Origin of the sequence: Ruegeria sp. HKCCSA071, from assembly GCF_017872555.1 — a bacterium.
GTDB lineage: Bacteria > Pseudomonadota > Alphaproteobacteria > Rhodobacterales > Rhodobacteraceae > Ruegeria.
The window spans coordinates 722197-738164 of sequence record NZ_JAEDOX010000001.1; the positions used below are offsets into that span (position 1 = coordinate 722197).

Genomic DNA, 15968 nt, shown 5'->3' on the forward strand with positions numbered 1-15968 from the left:
GTGCGAAAACTCGCACATTCTCAGAGAGGCTTGTGCGGATTTCCGCACAAATTTCGAATCAGTTCATCCGAATCAGATGCGCCAATCCGGTTCCTGCTTATCTGCGGTAATCCTCGGGACGAATCTGATAGCGCGCCAGCTTGTCGTAAAAGGTCTTGCGCGGCAGCTTCAGCGCCTTGGCCGCATCTGACGCTTTTCCATTGTGGCGGCCCAAAGCTGCAATCAACAAGGATCGTTCAACCCGCGCCATCTGTTCGCTCAACCCCAGATCCGTTGCCTGCGTAACCTCCTCGGGCATTCCAAGAACAAACCGCATTGCTGCTGACATCAGAGAACGGGCGTTGCCCGGCCAATCGCTGGCCATCAAGGCCGCCAGATGTTCAGACGAAATCTCGGGAATTGCGATGCCTGCCTGCTCGGCCGCTTGCGCCACATAGTGGCGAAAGATGACCGGAATGTCGTCGGGGCGTTCCGCCAGTGAAGGAACACGCACCCGCATTACATCCAAACGATAAAACAGATCAGCGTTGAACCGCCCTTCCGAACTTAACGCGGATAGGTCGGCGGTTGTTCCTGCAATAATACGCCCCCCCGGACCGCGCTCGATGATCTCCAACGCCGCAAACTGCGTGGCTTGGGGCATGGCGGACACTTCGTCCAGAAACAGGGAACCACCCACGGCATCGCCGCAGCTTCGGGCAAGATCATCGGGGCTTAGGCTTGAAGCCGGACGTTTGACAAAAGGCCCCTGACCAGCGGGTGACATCAGGTGAACCACTTCGGCCACTTTGGATATGCCGCTGCCCGGTGGGCCTGTAACAAGAACTTCGGCCCCTGTCGGTGCGACGGTCCGCACGCGGTCCCGCAGCGCTTCGGCTTGCGGAGACAGACCAAAAAGCAAACGTGCTGCCGGGTCCCCCCTTTCAAGTTCGGATTTTAAGGCGCGCTGTTCCAACACTTGGGTGCGGGCTGCGAATGCGCGTTCAAGAACGTCCATCAGGTCAGACGCAGCGCAGGGTTTCTCGAGAAAATCGAACGCTCCTTTTCCCATGGCTTCCACGGCCATTGGGATATCTCCTTCTCCGGTCAAAAGGATCACTGGAAGCTCGGGGTCGATTTCCCGAGCAAACGCCAACAAGTGAAAGCCATCACGACCGGGCATTCGGATGTCCGAAACAATCACACCGGGGAAATCCCGCCGAATATGATCCTTGGCCGCCACAAAAGATCCGGCTGTTGTCGGTGCATAATCCGCCAGTTCAATGGTTTGCGCCAATGCCTCGCGAACAGCTGCGTCATCATCGACCAACAGAACCCTGCGCATCATGCTGCCTCTTCTTTTCCATAGGGCTCCAACTCGACAGTAAACACTGCGCCATCAGCCGTGTTTGCTCCGCGGATTTCACCCCCAAAGCTTTGAACAAGACCATATGATATTGAAAGACCAAGCCCCAGACCTTCAGAGGATCCTACGCTTTTGGTCGAATAAAACGGCTCGAACACCCGGTCGGGGTCTTCAATCCCCGGACCGGTATCCTGCACAGAAACACGCAACCGGTCTTCTTCGTGCATCACAATCGATATGTGCCGCTTGGGTCGCCCCAGCATTGCATCCGCCGCGTTGTTGATCAGATTAACAAAGACCTGCACCAAACGGACTTCACCCCCCCAAACATAAACCGCAGACTGTCCCGGTTCCCATTCCAGCGTCACATCATCGTCACGCAATCGGGTTTCGGTCAATTCGACGGCAGTTTTCAGAACCTGCACCAGATCGACCCGGCCCATCGGTTCGCTTTCGTTGCGCGCAAACGCGCGCAGGTTCTTGATGATGCGGGCCATGCGGGCGGCCATTTCCGAAATACGCCCAAGGTTTTCGCTGGCCCTGTCGCCTTTGCCACGTTCAAGAAAGGCCGTACCATTGTCGGCGAATTGCTGGATCGCCATCAACGGTTGGTTAAGTTCGTGGCTGATCCCCGCCGACATCTGCCCCAACGCGCTGAGCTTACCTGCCTGCACCAGCTCGGCCTGCGCTTTTTTCAGTGCGGCTTCGGCCTCCTGACGTTCTGCAACTTCGCGGCGCAACGCGGTGTTTGCTTGGGTCAATGCTCGGGTACGCTGCGCCACCCGGCTTTCCAGAACCGTGTTGGCATTAGCCAGCGTCCGTCGCCGCTCCATGGCAAGATACAACATCGCACCAAACGCCAGACAGATCGCTGCGACCGCCGCCGCCTGCAACCCGGCAAGTCGCCGGGCCGGGGCCACGTCCACCAGAACCTCGGCGGTCATATCGATGACAGGCAATTCAAGCGTTAGGTGCAACGCATCGCGTGGCAAGTACCGCCCCCAGTTCAGCCGCCACAATTCATGCTGGCCGACCCGCGTCTCAGCAAAATCCACTGGCGCACCCTCTGGCGGTGACAGCCCGGACTGGCCAACCTCGCGGCTCCAGAACAGCAAGTCCGACCGGTTCGAGATGAAGACGACACCGTCAGAATCAACAAAGAAAACGGCTTCGGTACTGCCCCGCCAGGTTTGTTCAATGTCCTGGACATCGGCAACCACCATCACTGCTCCTTCGACTTGCCCAGACGGAGCAAAAGTCGGAGCGGCATAGGAGTATATCCGGTCGCCACTGTCTGTAACCACCTCATGCGCGGTGCCCGCCGCCCCTTGCATAGCGCGCCTGAACGCTGGATGTGCGGACATGTCTCGCTGTGTCACTGGCTGTGCAGCGACCAGAACCCGACCCTTGCGATCCAGGTACATCATGTTGACGGCCGCTGTCTTGTCAGCAACGTCCAGCAACATCGCTTGCGCGTCATGTACCTGTGTTGGTGTATCCAACGCGTGCAAAGCGGGATGTGTCGCCATCAGAACCGCCAATTCTTGGTAGACCTGCATCTGGGTGCTGAGCCGATCCGCCGCCAGTTCAAGGTCAGCTTCGGCCTTGTCACTTAGCTGAGACAGCGCCTGACGATAGCCATAAGACCAAACAAAACCTGACAGCAGCCCGACAGCGGACAAAAAACCGGCAATGATCCAAACTCTCTGCATAGACAGGGTCTTGCATTCAACGCGGCTCGTGGCAAGTGTGCGTCGCATGAAGTCATTCTCGCAATCCCCGACAGACCCGGGTTTCGTTCAGAACCCCTACCCTTTCTATGATCAGGCCCGCGCTGCTGGTGATCTGTTCTATTGGCGCGACTACGATATGGTTGCTGCGACGTCCTGCCAGGCGGTGCGGACACTTCTTCGCGACCGCCGGTTTGGGCGGGAAGCTCCGCCTGAATGCGCAACACAGGGCCCTGCCCATCTGGCCCCCTGGCTGGCTATCGAGGCCCATTCGCTGCTTGAAGCTGAACCCCCGCGACATACCCGCCTAAGAGCGCTTGTCATGCGCGCTTTCACGTCGCGGGAAATTTCTGCATTACAGCCTTCCATTGAATCCCTATGCCACAGTCTTATCGAGACGTTTCCGAATACACCTTTCGACTTGCTGAGTGCTTACTGCACGCAGGTCCCGGTGATAACCATCTGCCGACTGCTGGGCGTTCCCGAAGACATGGCACCCAACCTGTTGCAGTGGTCACATGACATGGTCGCAATGTATCAGGCCAACCGGACGCAGGCGACCGAGGATAAGGCCGCCAAGTCGTCTCAGGAGTTCACTGAGTTCCTGTTAGGATACATTAACCAGCGACGCAATGATCCGCGTGACGATTTGATCACCCGGCTTATCAGCGCCGAGGAGGAAGGCGAAAAGCTGTCCATCGACGAGCTGGTCGCAACATGCATCTTGCTACTGAATGCAGGACACGAAGCAACCGTGCATTCGCTGGCGAACGGTGTGAAAACCCTGTTGCAAACCCATACCAGCCCCGACGTTCTGGCACCGGACCAGATCGACGCAACGATCGAAGAAATCCTGCGCTATGACCCGCCTTTGCATATGTTCACACGGTATGCGTATGAAGACGTTGACATATTTGGGCATTCGTTCAGGCGCGGTGACCAGGTCGCGCTTTTGCTTGGCGCTGCAAACCGCGACCCTGCCGTCTGGGATGAACCCGAAAGGTTTAATCCGACGCGCTCGATTGAGGTCAACACAAGTTTTGGTGGAGGCATCCACTTCTGCGTCGGCGCCCCTTTGGCAAGGTTGGAAATGCGCATTGCCCTGCCCTTTCTGTATAGCAGCTGCCCGAACCTGCGGCTCGCCGTAACGCCAACCTATTCAGACAGCTATCACTTCCATGGTCTGGAACGGTTAATGGTTCAGGTCTGACCTGTATAAGGCGCCGCTCGATCCGGCGCTGGCAGCACCTGCCTTCTATACCCCTTCAGCCAATGCGCTGAGGGGAAGCATCGTTGTGGACTTGATTTCTTCCATCGACAAAAGCGCGGTCACGTTGTGCACCCGCACTTCCGAAATCAGCGACTGGTAGAATTGATCATAGGCGCGCGCGTTCTTGACCCGAACCTTGAGGATATAATCAATGTCACCCGCCAGCCGGTGCGCCTCCTGCACTTCGGGATGATCGCGCAGTGCTTTAAGGAACTTTCGCTGCCACTCAGCTTCGTGCTCCGACGTTCGGATCAAAACAAAGAAAGTCGCTTCAAACCCAAGCGCCTCGGCATCCAGCAAAACCGTTTGCTGACCAATGATTCCCGCACTCTTGAGCTTGCGTATTCGATTCCAGACAGGCGTCTTTGAACTGCCGACACGAGCCGCTATTTCGTCCAGTGACTGCCCTGCATCGCGCTGCAGCTCGGCCAGAATTTTCCGATCCGTATCATCTATCCGCACCGACATTCCAATTTTCCTTCCGCATCGAAGCTTTCGTTCCAAATTTTCGTTTTGATGGAACGTTTGTCCTTATTTAAGCGCCCATATGGCACTTTGGTGGGAATATTTCCTATATTGAGGATCAAGTCAAACCACACCCGAGATGATCCGATGCAGGACGTTCGCACAACAGGCCCCAAAGGACATGTCGACTTTGTCGGCGCAGGTCCGGGCGACCCTGAGTTACTGACGCTCAAGGCGTTGACTGCGTTTGAGCGGGCTGATGTTGTGCTGCATGACCGCCTTATCAGTGAACCCGTACTGGACATAGCCGGTCAAAGCGCCGCCTTGGTTGATGTCGGCAAAGCCGGGTTCGGCCCATCCTGGAAGCAAAGTGATATCGACGCGCTTTTGGTCGAATATGCCTTGAAAGGTAACCGCGTGGTCCGCCTTAAATCTGGCGATCCCACTGTCTTTGGCCGTCTGGATGAAGAGATCGAGGCCGTCGAGGCGGCGGGTATTTCGTGGCAGATCGTTCCTGGGATCACAGCGGCCTCTGCCGCGGTGGCAGGCATCGGCCAAAGCCTGACTCAACGCGGCCGGAATTCCTCGTTGCGGTTCCTGACCGGGCACGACATGAAAGGTTTTGCCGATCATGACTGGAATGCCCTGGCAAGGGCCGGTTCGGTTGCTGCGATCTATATGGGCAAGAAATCTGCCCGCTTTATCCAGGGTCGCCTGATCATGCATGGCGCCGATCGCGCCACCCCTGTCACACTGGTCGAAAACGCTTCGCGTCCGAACCAGCGGATACTGGCCACCACACTGGATCAACTGCCCGCCGATCTGGCCGCCGCCGAAATGGATGGACCGGCCCTGACATTCTATGGCCTTGCCCCGCGCGAAGCGGCGCAGGCTGTAACCGAATTCAACAAGGAGCTTGCCTGATGGCCCGCGCTTTTACCCCCAAAGTCGTCACCGCAAATGACTTGCTGGTAGGTGACGTCATTTACCAGACCGAAGATGACAGTTGGACGCGTGAACTGTCGCAGGCGGAACTGATCACTGACGAAGCACATGCACAGGTGCGTCTGCTGGATGCGGCGCGTCAGGCAAGTAAAGTCGTGGGCGCCTATCTGGCCGATGCCGTTGCTGGCAAAAACGGCCCAGAACCCACCCATTTTCGGGAAGATTTCCGCCGGACTGGTCCGTCCAACTATGCCCACGGCAAACAGGAAACTTCCCCGCAGCCCCGGGCCTGACCTCTGGCCATCACTCTCCCCTTTCAAGGCCCCTAGGTTCGGGGCTGCAAACAAGGACAGCTAGACATGTATCGCTACTCCGAGTTCGACACAGCATTTTTGGCAGAACGTAACGCGCAGTTCCGTGCCCAGGTCGAGCGTCGCATTGACGGCTCGTTGACCGAAGACGAATTCAAGCCGCTGCGCCTGATGAATGGGCTGTACCTGCAACTGCACGCCTACATGCTGCGTGTCGCCATTCCCTACGGCACGCTGAACAGTGCGCAGATGCGTCAACTGGCGCTGCTGGCCGAGAAGTGGGACAAAGGCTATGGCCATTTCACCACGCGTCAGAACATCCAGTACAACTGGCCAAAGCTGAACGACGTACCGGATATGCTGGACGCGCTGGCCGAGGTTGGCATGCACGCCATCCAGACCTCGGGCAACACCATCCGCAACGTGACGGCCGACCATTTCGCCGGTGCCGCCGCGGATGAGGTCGCCGACCCGCGCCCCTATGCTGAGCTTCTGCGCCAATGGTCGACCGACCACCCGGAATTCCAGTTCATGCCGAGAAAGTTCAAGATCGCCATCACTGGCAGTGAAAACGACCGCGCCGTGATCAAAGCGCATGACATCGGCCTGCAACTGGTCGAACGAGACGGCGTTCTGGGCGCTCGCGTCATTGTTGGTGGTGGCCTTGGCCGTACGCCCATGATCGGCAAGGAATTGTCCGAGTTCGTCGCCTTTGACGACCTGCTGGCCTATCTGGAAGCCACCGTTTCCGTATGGAACCAGATTGGTCGCCGCGACAACAAGTACAAAGCACGTATCAAGATCACCGTTCACGAGCATGGCATCGACGCTATCCGCGCCAAGGTCAACGAACGCTTCCTGAAGGTCCGCCCGCAGTTCAAAGGCGCGGATATGAACCTGCTGGAAGAGATCAAGGGCCACTTTGCACCACCTGCCTACCGCCAGGCTTCGGTCGCGTCGTTTGAAAGCGCCTATACCAACGATCCGGTCTTCCGGTCGTGGGTCGACACCAACATCGCGCCGCACAAGAACGCGGACCATGCGATTGTCACGATCTCGATCAAGAAGCATGGGGCAACGCCGGGCGATGCAACTGCCGAGCAGATGCGCGTGATGGCCGGTCTGGCCGAAGAGTTCGCCTATGACGAGCTGCGCATCAGCCACGAGCAGAACGTGATCCTGCCGCATGTCCACAAATCGGACCTGCCCGCGATCCACGCCAAGCTGAAAGAGCACGAACTGGCCACCGCCAATATAGGCCTGATCAGCGATATCATCGCCTGCCCCGGTATGGATTATTGCGCGCTGGCGACGGCGCGTTCGATCCCGGTTGCTCAGGAAATTGCAACGCGGTTTGAAAACCTGAAGCTTGAGCATGACATCGGCCACCTGAAGATCAAGATCTCAGGCTGCATCAACGCCTGCGGTCATCACCATGTTGGCCACATCGGCATTCTGGGTCTGGACCGCGCAGGTGTCGAAAACTACCAAATCACTTTGGGTGGCGATGCGACCGAAACTGCGGCAATTGGTGATCGCACCGGTCCGGGCTTTGCCTATGACGAAATCGTTCCTGCCGTGGAGCGCATTGTCGACACCTATCTGAACCAGCGTGCAAGCGCAGAGGAGACATTCCTGGAAACATATCGCCGGGTGGGCATGGCGCCGTTCAAAGACGCCCTCTACCCCGAGGCCCGCGCAAATGCCGCTTGACCTGATCCAGACGGAACTGGGCCGGGACAGACGCGAACTGACTGAACGTGTCGAAGACCTGAATGCCCGGTTCCGGCACCACAGCGCCCATGATGTCATGCATGGAGCGATCGATGAGATCGATGAGCTTGCTCTGGTCTCGAGCTTTGGTGCGGAATCCGTCGTTCTGTTGCACATGGCGGCGGTGGTGAACAAGGCAACGCCCGTTCTTTTCGTGGACACGCAAATGCTTTTCACCGAAACGCTGGAATACCAGCAGGAGGTGAGCGAGCGTCTGGGGCTTACCAACATTCGCATCATCCGGGCCGAGGATGCAGAAGTTGAGCGCGAAGACCCATACGGCGCGTTGCGCCTGCGCGACACGGACGCGTGCTGCAACCTGCGCAAGACGTTCCCGCTGCAAAAAGCACTGGTGGGGTTCGATGGCTGGATAACCGGACGCAAGCGGTTTCAGGCAGGCACGCGCGCCACGCTGGAATTCTTCGAGGTCGAGGATGGAACAGGCCGGATCAAGGTCAACCCGCTTGCCCATTGGGCGCCCGAGGATGTGCGGGCCTATATGGAAGAAAACAACCTGCCCCGGCACCCGCTGGTGGCCAAAGGATACCCTTCGATCGGCTGTGCGCCCTGCACCTCGCCGGTCAAAGAGGGCGAAGACCCCCGCGCCGGACGCTGGCGCGACCAGAACAAGGAAGAATGCGGCATCCATTTTGTCGATGGCAAGATGATGCGCGTCGGAGAGAAAACATGAACGTAATCGTAACGGATCAGGGCTTTTCGCCCGATGACTGGACCGACGGCTTTGTCACTCTGGATGACGCCGCCAATGACGTGGTCGCGCTGGACGTCAGTTCCGAGACTGACCCAGACGAATTGTTTGATCGGTTGGGCGGCACCAGGCTGGTTCGGATAGACTTCCCGTCTTTCGCAGATGGTCGCGGCTTTACCATCGCCCGCACATTGCGCTTGAAGGGCTACAAAGGCCGGTTGCGCGCCAAAGGGCATGTGCTTGCCGATCAATACGCCATGGCGCGCCGCAGCGGCTTTGACGAGGTCGAGATCGACGGAGAACTGGCGGACCGCCAACCCGAAGATCAGTGGCTGGCCCGCGCGAACTGGAAAGAGAATAACTATCAGGCCCGCCTGCGCGGCTGAGCCCCGAACTCGCCAGCTTGTGACGCAAAGGGGGCAATCTGTCCCCTTTTCCTGACTTGGATCAAAGATTAAACGGAGATGTCGGTTTAGCAGACCGGCAGGTAAACGATGACAGAGATGAAGCCCGTGAGCGAAGCAACCGCCGTAAAAGTCCCCGTCCTGCCGGACGCGCAAACTGTAACCGATGTCAAACACTGGACCGACAGCCTGTTTTCTTTCAAGGTGTCGCGCCCGGCCTCGCTGCGTTTCCGCTCGGGCGAGTTTGTGATGATTGGTCTTCTGGGCGACAACGGCAAGCCGTTGCTGCGCGCCTATTCCATCGCCTCGCCCTCGTGGGATGAAGAGCTGGAGTTTTATTCGATCAAGGTTCAGAACGGCCCGCTGACCTCGAAATTGCAACATATCAAACCGGGTGACCAGATCATCCTGCGTCCAAAACCGGTTGGCACCTTGGTGCATGACGCCCTGCTGCCCGGCAAACGCCTGTGGTTCTTTGCGACCGGCACCGGCTTTGCGCCCTTTGCCTCGCTGCTGCGTGAACCGCAGACCTATGAGGATTATGATGAGGTCATCATCACCCACACCTGTCGCGAAGTGGCAGAGCTGGAATATGGCCGTCAACTGATCGACAGCATCCGTCAGGACGAACTGTTGGCCGAACTGATCGGTGAAGGATTTGCCGACAAGATCCGCTATTACCCGACTACCACACGGGAAGAGAGCCCCAAGATGGGCCGCATCACTACCTTGCTTCAGGACGGCACCGTGTTTTCCGACCTGGGTATTGACGGCGGCATCAAGCCTGAAACCGATCGTGCAATGGTCTGCGGCTCGCTGGCTTTCAACTTGGATATCAAGGAAATCCTAGAAGGGTTTGGATTGCGCGAAGGTGCCAACTCGGAACCCAAGGAGTTTGTTATCGAAAAAGCCTTTGTCGGTTAAAGTGGGCTTGCGTTCAGGACTTGGCCGCCCTGAACGCGAAAAACACCGGCAGAAAACAAGTTTTTTCGCATTACCCTGTATTTATGCCGCTTGAAGTGCGGCCCTGCCCGGTTTAAATTCCGGGCTCGAAATTCTGCAATCATCAAAGGAATGAACCCATAGCTCGCAGACCTCACAACGCGCCGCCACAAAGAGACACCGGCCCGCGCGTCAATGATAAGATCCGTGCCCCCGAAATTCGCCTGATTGGCGCCGAAGGTGAAAACGTCGGGGTGGTTCATCCCGCCAAAGCCATGCAGATGGCCGCAGATGCAGGTCTTGATCTGGTCGAAATCTCGCCTAACGCAAACCCGCCGGTCTGCAAGATCATGGATTTCGGCAAATTCAAATACGAAACGCAAAAACGCGAAGCCGAAGCCCGCAAGAAGCAAAAGATCATCGAGGTAAAAGAGGTCAAGTTCCGACCAAACACCGACACGCATGACTATGACGTCAAAATGAAGAACGTCTTTAAGTTTCTGGAAAAGGGCGACAAGGTCAAAGTCACCTTGCGCTTTCGTGGCCGTGAAATGGCACACCAGAATCTGGGTCGCGAATTGCTGGAACGTGTGGCTGAAGACATCAAAGAGGTCGGCAAGATAGAAAACATGCCGAAGATGGAAGGCCGTCAGATGGTCATGATGATCGGCCCGCTTCCGCAGAAGTAATCGAAAACCAGTTGAAAGACTAAGGGCTCTCGCTGATTTAGCGAGAGCCTTTTTTGTTGTCACGGTGTTAGATAGCAACAGCCAGTGCGCGACCAAGTTTTTGTACTAGCTCCTCAATCTGGGCATCCTCGATGATAAAGGGCGGCGCCAGCAGGACATGATCGCCATTCCGGCCATCCCGCGTGCCAGCCATGGGATAGCAAATCAACCCTTCGGACAGCGCTGCCTTTTTCACCTTTCCTGCGACGCCACGTGATGGATCAAAGGGTGCCTTGGAGTCACGGTCAGCGACCAGTTCAACACCACGGAACAACCCGCGCCCACGGATATCTCCCACGTTCGGGTGCTGTCCGAATGCAGCCTCGAGGGCGGATTGCAGCTTGTTGCCCATGACCCCGGCACGCGCAGGTAATTCCCGTTCGGTCAACTCACGGACTACCGCCAATGCAGCCGCTGTGGCGACCGGATGACCGACATAGGTGTGCCCATGCTGGAAAAACCCTGATCCGTCGCGGATCGCGTCATAGATTTTGCCGGTGCACAGCATAGCTCCGATTGGTTGATATCCGGCCCCCAACCCCTTGGCGATACACAAAATATCTGGCGCGATTCCGTCATGATCGCAGGCAAACATGTGACCGGTTCGGCCCATACCGCACATCACCTCATCCAAAATCAGCAACACACCATAGTGGTCGCAGATCTCGCGAATACGCTTGAAGTACCCTTCAACCGCCGGGACCGCGCCAAGGGTGGCCCCAACCACTGGTTCGGCCATAAATGCCATGACCGTATCGGGACCCAACCGCAGGATTTCGGTTTCCAGCTCATTCGCCACACGCTGGCCATAGTCAAAGCTGCTCTCGTCTTCCGGTTTTTCGGCATATTCGTAGCAGGCTGAGATATGGGTCATCTCGATCAGCATCGGGGCGAATTGCGCCCGTCTCCATGCGTTACCCCCAGCGGACAAAGCCCCTAAAGTGTTGCCGTGATAGCTTTGCTTTCGCGCGATAACGTGACGGCGTTCAGGTTGTCCGATTTCTAGAAAGTACTGGCGCGCCAGTTTGATTGCCGCCTCGGTCGCCTCGGACCCGCCCGAAACAAAATACACCCGGTCCAGATCACCCGGCGCGTGCCGGATCAACAATTCAGCCAAAGCTTCGGCCGGTTCCGATGTCATGAACCCGGTATGTGCAAAAGCGATCTGTTCCACCTGTTGCTGTACCGCTTGGATCACGGCCTGATTCGAATGGCCCAGACATGACACCGCCGCATCACCGCAATCCAGGTAACGCTTGCCCTCTGCATCAATCAGATAACAGCCATCGCCGCAAATCGCGACAGGGAGGTCCGATTTCGTGTGACGTGGGAAAACATGACTCATTTCTGTGCCCTTCCAAGCAATTCAACTAATGCTGCGACCGAAGCCGCGTTATCTGCCCACGGTCTGCCATCGGCCCCCGTCAGACTGTTTTCAAAACCAACCCGCAAGTCACCACCGTGTCGCGCAGCCTCGGCCAGACAGGCATGTTCTTGCGCTCCAAAGGCGCACACCATCCAACGAGCCTGGCATTTTGGAAAGGCGTCGAGATCGGATGGCATAGATTGTTGGCCATCGCTGTATCGCCCCAGAACAAGCAAACGATCTGTCTGATCCGCCTGTACGATTCCCAAAGCGAGCCACTGGTCCAGTAGTCGTGCATCGTCAGCATCATACAGAATATGCTGAACCCGCGTGCCCTGATCCGCGCATTGTGCATAGACCCTGGGCGCAAGGTTCAGGTCGCGGGCGATTTCACGCACCGAGATTGAGGCCCATTCAGGTCGCACCTTTTGCAAACAGTCCAGTTGCGATGCTACGTCAAACCGTCCAACGGCTTCGGTCGTGATCTGTAGCTCCATTTTTGGAACCTCTCGCTGCAATTCCGCGAGCATTTCCAGGTACAATCCGGCGTCCAGTGAATGCAGTCCGTCAGAATCCCGAATATGCAGATGCAACCCATCCGCACCTGCGGCATGGCAATCCCGTGCAGATATGACGATCTGGTCAATCCTGAGCGGCAAGGCGGGATGATCCAACGCGTTCCGCCGGGCACCGTTTGGCGCAACCAGAATGTAGGGCCTGTCCAAGCTGTCAGTTGTTATTGATGTCATAGCACCACCCAAGTCTTTGCCTTCAGTTAGAGTCGCTGGACGCCGTTTTCAATTTACACAAAAGAAAACATATGTTTCTTTTTGGTATGGCACCCACCCTTACAGCTTTGACCAGCCAAATTCGACGCGAGATCGACGAGATGCCTGCGCAGATGCAAGTCGCGGCGAAATATATCATCGACCATCCCGGTGATTTCGGCCTGAACCCGGTCCGGGTGACCGCTGACCGGATCGGCATCAGCACCAGTGTTCTTGTTCGACTGGCGCAGCGTATGGGTTTCGACAGTTTTGACGCCTTCCGCCACCCATTTCGCCTTGCCCTCACAACAGACAGCGAAGACAGGATAGGTCAAGGGTGGCTAACCACATCACCCGGCCAAGACCTTTTCCACGGCGCACAGGCCAGATTCGCGCGCAATGAGATGAATGTTGTGTCCCGCTCTCTGCGTCTGATGGAGCCGAATTTGGCCAAGCGTGCCGTTGAGTACATGGTGTCTGCACGTCGCTGTTATGTGACCGCCACAAGGGCCAGCCATGCGCTGGCCTATTATTTTCACTACGCCGGCCGCATGGCCCATCCCGGATTACAGCTGATACCTCGGCACATGGGCTCGGCCATCGATGACCTTGTCGAGGCCACGTCCGAGGATTGTTTGTTTGCCGTCACGGTCCATCCCTATTCCGCAGATACGATCCAGTCGATGCGCTTTGCCCGCGACCGCGCCATGAAGATTGTGTTGCTGTCGGATAGCGAGGTGATTGCCCCCGGCGTCAATCCGGATGTGGTTCTGAGCGTCAGCACCCGCACATTACATCCGTTTTCAAGCTTTTCTGGCGCGATGGCGGTTCTGGAATGCCTGCTCGGTCATCTCTTTGATGCAGGGGGCGAAGCTGCCCGGGATAGGGTCGAACAGTTTCAGAAAGCGCGGGAGGACACCGGCGCGTATTGGCGACCCGGCGTGTTGCCAAGGATGAGAAAACCCTAGAATATCAGTAATAAATTGGCCGCAAGCGCGGTGTGATATGCCATATCACGAACCTTGGCGGCGGTCAGTCGTTTCGTTTCGCTCGCGGCTGAGGTCTGGTCGGGATTTCCTTCAGCAATCCGCCAACACCCATTCCGGCAATATCTGCACCTGTTGTTTCAATCCCGCATGCAACACGCGAAAGCACCCAATCCGCCCCATTCAACGCCGGAGAGCGGGCGCATCCCGGCAAACCGATCACAGGTTGGCCCTGCAGGTTCCCCAGAAACAGCAGGTTTCCCGGATCAACCGGCATACCAAAGCGATCAATCGTCCCACCGGCCTGCCGAACGGCCGACGGTCCGACATCGTTCGGATCCGAGGTGGCCGATCCCGTCAGTATCATCAGAAGATCGCCCTTCCCCTTAGAAATCGCGCGGGTCAAGGAATCTGTTCGATGCGGAACAATCTGCACCTCCGCAAGCTCCATTCCCAATGCCTCGACCCGTCCCCGAATGGCCGCAATCCCCTTCTCGTTCGGTGGGCCACCGGGAATTTCCGTGACAACAAGCCCGGCTGTCCGATGAACAGGCCGCGCCAAACGCACAGCCCCTTGTGCCAGCCCGGCGGCGCGCCGAACATCAGCCTCGGGCACAGCGTATGAGATGACCTTGATGGTCGCCACCATGCCGTTCGCCCCCATTTGCTGATACTGCGGAACGGTCGCAACGGTAATCATCGGATTGACCAGATTGAACAATTCAAGTGCATGAACATCAAGCACGGCAACTCCAGGCCCGTCGGCCAAAAGGTTTACCCGCCCGGTAAATGCCTCGGTAACCCGCAAGTTGGCTGAAGCTGGATCAGGTGCCAGCGCAGACGCCAGCTTGCGCGCCGCCTGATCTTCATGGCAATCACCGGTATCCAGCCGGGCAACAATGACCTCGTTTAGACCAGCCTTTTCCAGTTGCGCCACATGTTCCGAGCGCAATTCAAGACCTTTGCGAAGCTTTCGCCCATCCGCTGTAACCGAATGCGCCAGAATGGCCCCCTCTGCCCGGGACACCGGCACAGGCCCAAATTTCATGATTTCCCTCGAAGAACTGCAGTGATTTGCGCCAGTATCGCAACCGCGATTTCCGAGGGACCGGCGGCCCCGATATCCAGGCCAATGGGCCCATGAATGCCAGAGATTTGCGCATCGGTGAAACCGGCCGCTTTCATACGCTCAATGCGCTTGGCATGGGTGCGTGTTGACCCTAATGCACCAATATAGAACACATCGGCGTCCAATGCGGCTTGTAGCGCCGGATCATCAAGTTTTGGGTCATGTGTCAGCAAGACAATCGCGGTCCGCGCGTCCAATTCCAGCTTCGCAACGGCTTCATCCGGCCAATCCGTCAGGATCGTTTCGCCGGGAAAACGCGCACTGGACGCGAAGGAGTCACGTGGGTCGATGATGGTTGGATCGTAGCCCGCAATCCGCGCCATCGGCACCAGAGCCTGCGCAATGTGAACCGCCCCAACGACCAGCAACCTAAGCGGCGGGTTGTGCACTGCGACAAAGGTCTGGCCATCTTCTTCGAACCCTGACCGATCCATGCGCAGCCTGTCGGTATAAGCATTGCGGCGCAACGCCCTGCGCCCGGTCTCGACATTGACTTCGTAGGCAATGGGTGCACGAGCGGCCCGAGCGGCAACCAGTTCCGCCAACATAGGTTCGGGCAGGACTTGTCCTATGGGTTCGACAAGAATGCGTATGGTCCCCCCACAGGCCAAACCAACCGCAAAGGCATCGTCGTCACTGACCCCGAATTCAAGCAAACGCGCTTCGCCTTCGTCAATGGCTTCAAGCGCCTCGACGATAACAGCACCTTCGACACATCCGCCAGAAACGGAACCTTCGATCCGACCATCGCCACCAATCACCAATTGGGATCCCACCCGCCGCGGCGCACTGCCCCAAGTTTCGACAACTGTAGCGAGCGCCGCGCCGCGCCCGCTGCGGTGCCAGTCAAGCGCCGTTTCAGGACTGTTGTCGAATCGCTTCATCGGAACCTCCGGATGACCTATGACACCAACATAAGCGGGATTTGCGGGATGAAAAGCGCACCAAGCTTACCAAAAGGTCTATATTGGACCCCATTAGGCAACGCCACGGCCTGAAAGATATTCAACAAATCATAGCATTGATTGTTTGTGACCCGAGTTCTAGCCTGTAGAGGCAACCGGCATCAGGTCTGGCTTGCATACCAAACAATTCATA

At 57.3% G+C, this 15968-nt stretch carries 15 protein-coding genes and 1 pseudogene; 9 read left to right on the top strand and 7 right to left on the bottom strand.

Annotation, left to right across the window (positions count from 1 at the left end):
- Positions 1-97 precede the first annotated feature (97 nt).
- Both I9188_RS03630 and I9188_RS03635 read right to left on the bottom strand, forming a co-directional pair.
- Positions 98-1327, bottom strand: a complete 1230-nt coding sequence (locus I9188_RS03630) for a sigma-54 dependent transcriptional regulator (protein WP_209504067.1) — start codon at positions 1325-1327, stop codon at positions 98-100.
- Positions 1324-3057 carry an ATP-binding protein gene (locus I9188_RS03635; RefSeq protein ID WP_209504895.1) on the bottom strand — a complete coding sequence of 578 codons (1734 nt, stop codon included), beginning with the start codon at positions 3055-3057 and terminating at the stop codon, positions 1324-1326. Before I9188_RS03635 ends, I9188_RS03630 begins: the two co-directional genes overlap by 4 nt.
- A gap of 46 nt (positions 3058-3103) precedes the next feature.
- Here I9188_RS03635 and I9188_RS03640 point away from each other — a divergent pair, with 46 nt between their 5' ends.
- Entirely contained in the window at positions 3104-4285 is a 1182-nt protein-coding gene (locus I9188_RS03640; protein ID WP_209504068.1) for a cytochrome P450, read from the top strand.
- Positions 4286-4330: 45 nt separating this feature from the next.
- Here I9188_RS03640 and I9188_RS03645 read toward each other — a convergent pair whose 3' ends face one another.
- Positions 4331-4813, bottom strand: coding sequence for an Lrp/AsnC family transcriptional regulator (locus tag I9188_RS03645; protein ID WP_209504069.1), 483 nt, complete (start codon positions 4811-4813; stop codon positions 4331-4333).
- A gap of 174 nt (positions 4814-4987) precedes the next feature.
- Here I9188_RS03645 and cobA point away from each other — a divergent pair.
- The 7 genes and pseudogenes from cobA to infC all read left to right on the top strand — a co-directional run.
- Positions 4988-5734, top strand: a pseudogene (gene cobA, locus I9188_RS03650) (uroporphyrinogen-III C-methyltransferase); the annotation flags it as partial.
- A complete protein-coding gene (locus I9188_RS03655) occupies positions 5734-6048 on the top strand; it encodes a DUF2849 domain-containing protein (RefSeq protein ID WP_209504071.1) in 315 nt (104 codons plus the stop codon). The pseudogene cobA and the gene I9188_RS03655, both read left to right, overlap by 1 nt.
- A 66-nt stretch (positions 6049-6114) precedes the next feature.
- Complete coding sequence (locus tag I9188_RS03660) at positions 6115-7779, top strand: nitrite/sulfite reductase (RefSeq protein ID WP_209504072.1); 1665 nt, start codon at positions 6115-6117, stop codon at positions 7777-7779.
- Positions 7769-8530: a phosphoadenylyl-sulfate reductase gene (locus tag I9188_RS03665; protein ID WP_209504073.1), complete on the top strand. Its 762-nt coding sequence runs from the start codon at positions 7769-7771 to the stop codon at positions 8528-8530. The genes I9188_RS03660 and I9188_RS03665 overlap by 11 nt, the downstream gene beginning before the upstream one ends.
- Positions 8527-8934, top strand: a complete 408-nt coding sequence (locus I9188_RS03670) for a DUF934 domain-containing protein (protein WP_209504074.1) — start codon at positions 8527-8529, stop codon at positions 8932-8934. The genes I9188_RS03665 and I9188_RS03670 overlap by 4 nt, the downstream gene beginning before the upstream one ends.
- A gap of 108 nt (positions 8935-9042) precedes the next feature.
- Positions 9043-9876: a ferredoxin--NADP reductase gene (locus I9188_RS03675; RefSeq protein WP_209504075.1), complete on the top strand. Its 834-nt coding sequence runs from the start codon at positions 9043-9045 to the stop codon at positions 9874-9876.
- Positions 9877-10034: 158 nt separating this feature from the next.
- Positions 10035-10583: a translation initiation factor IF-3 gene (infC, locus tag I9188_RS03680; RefSeq protein ID WP_209504896.1), complete on the top strand. Its 549-nt coding sequence runs from the start codon at positions 10035-10037 to the stop codon at positions 10581-10583.
- Positions 10584-10650: 67 nt separating this feature from the next.
- Here infC and I9188_RS03685 read toward each other — a convergent pair whose 3' ends face one another.
- Together I9188_RS03685 and I9188_RS03690 are read right to left on the bottom strand one after the other, a co-directional pair.
- A complete protein-coding gene (locus I9188_RS03685) occupies positions 10651-11967 on the bottom strand; it encodes an aspartate aminotransferase family protein (RefSeq protein WP_209504076.1) in 1317 nt (438 codons plus the stop codon).
- Positions 11964-12737: a 3-keto-5-aminohexanoate cleavage protein gene (locus I9188_RS03690; protein WP_209504077.1), complete on the bottom strand. Its 774-nt coding sequence runs from the start codon at positions 12735-12737 to the stop codon at positions 11964-11966. The genes I9188_RS03685 and I9188_RS03690 overlap by 4 nt, the downstream gene beginning before the upstream one ends.
- Positions 12738-12823: 86 nt before the next feature.
- Here I9188_RS03690 and I9188_RS03695 point away from each other — a divergent pair, with 86 nt between their 5' ends.
- Complete coding sequence (locus I9188_RS03695; protein ID WP_209504897.1) at positions 12824-13723, top strand: MurR/RpiR family transcriptional regulator; 900 nt, start codon at positions 12824-12826, stop codon at positions 13721-13723.
- Positions 13724-13787: 64 nt separating this feature from the next.
- Here the strand turns inward: I9188_RS03695 and I9188_RS03700 are convergent, their stop codons facing one another.
- Entirely contained in the window at positions 13788-14789 is a 1002-nt protein-coding gene (locus tag I9188_RS03700; protein WP_209504078.1) for a molybdopterin-binding protein, read from the bottom strand.
- Entirely contained in the window at positions 14786-15754 is a 969-nt protein-coding gene (locus I9188_RS03705; protein ID WP_209504079.1) for an XdhC family protein, read from the bottom strand. Before I9188_RS03705 ends, I9188_RS03700 begins: the two co-directional genes overlap by 4 nt.
- Positions 15755-15968 lie beyond the last annotated feature (214 nt).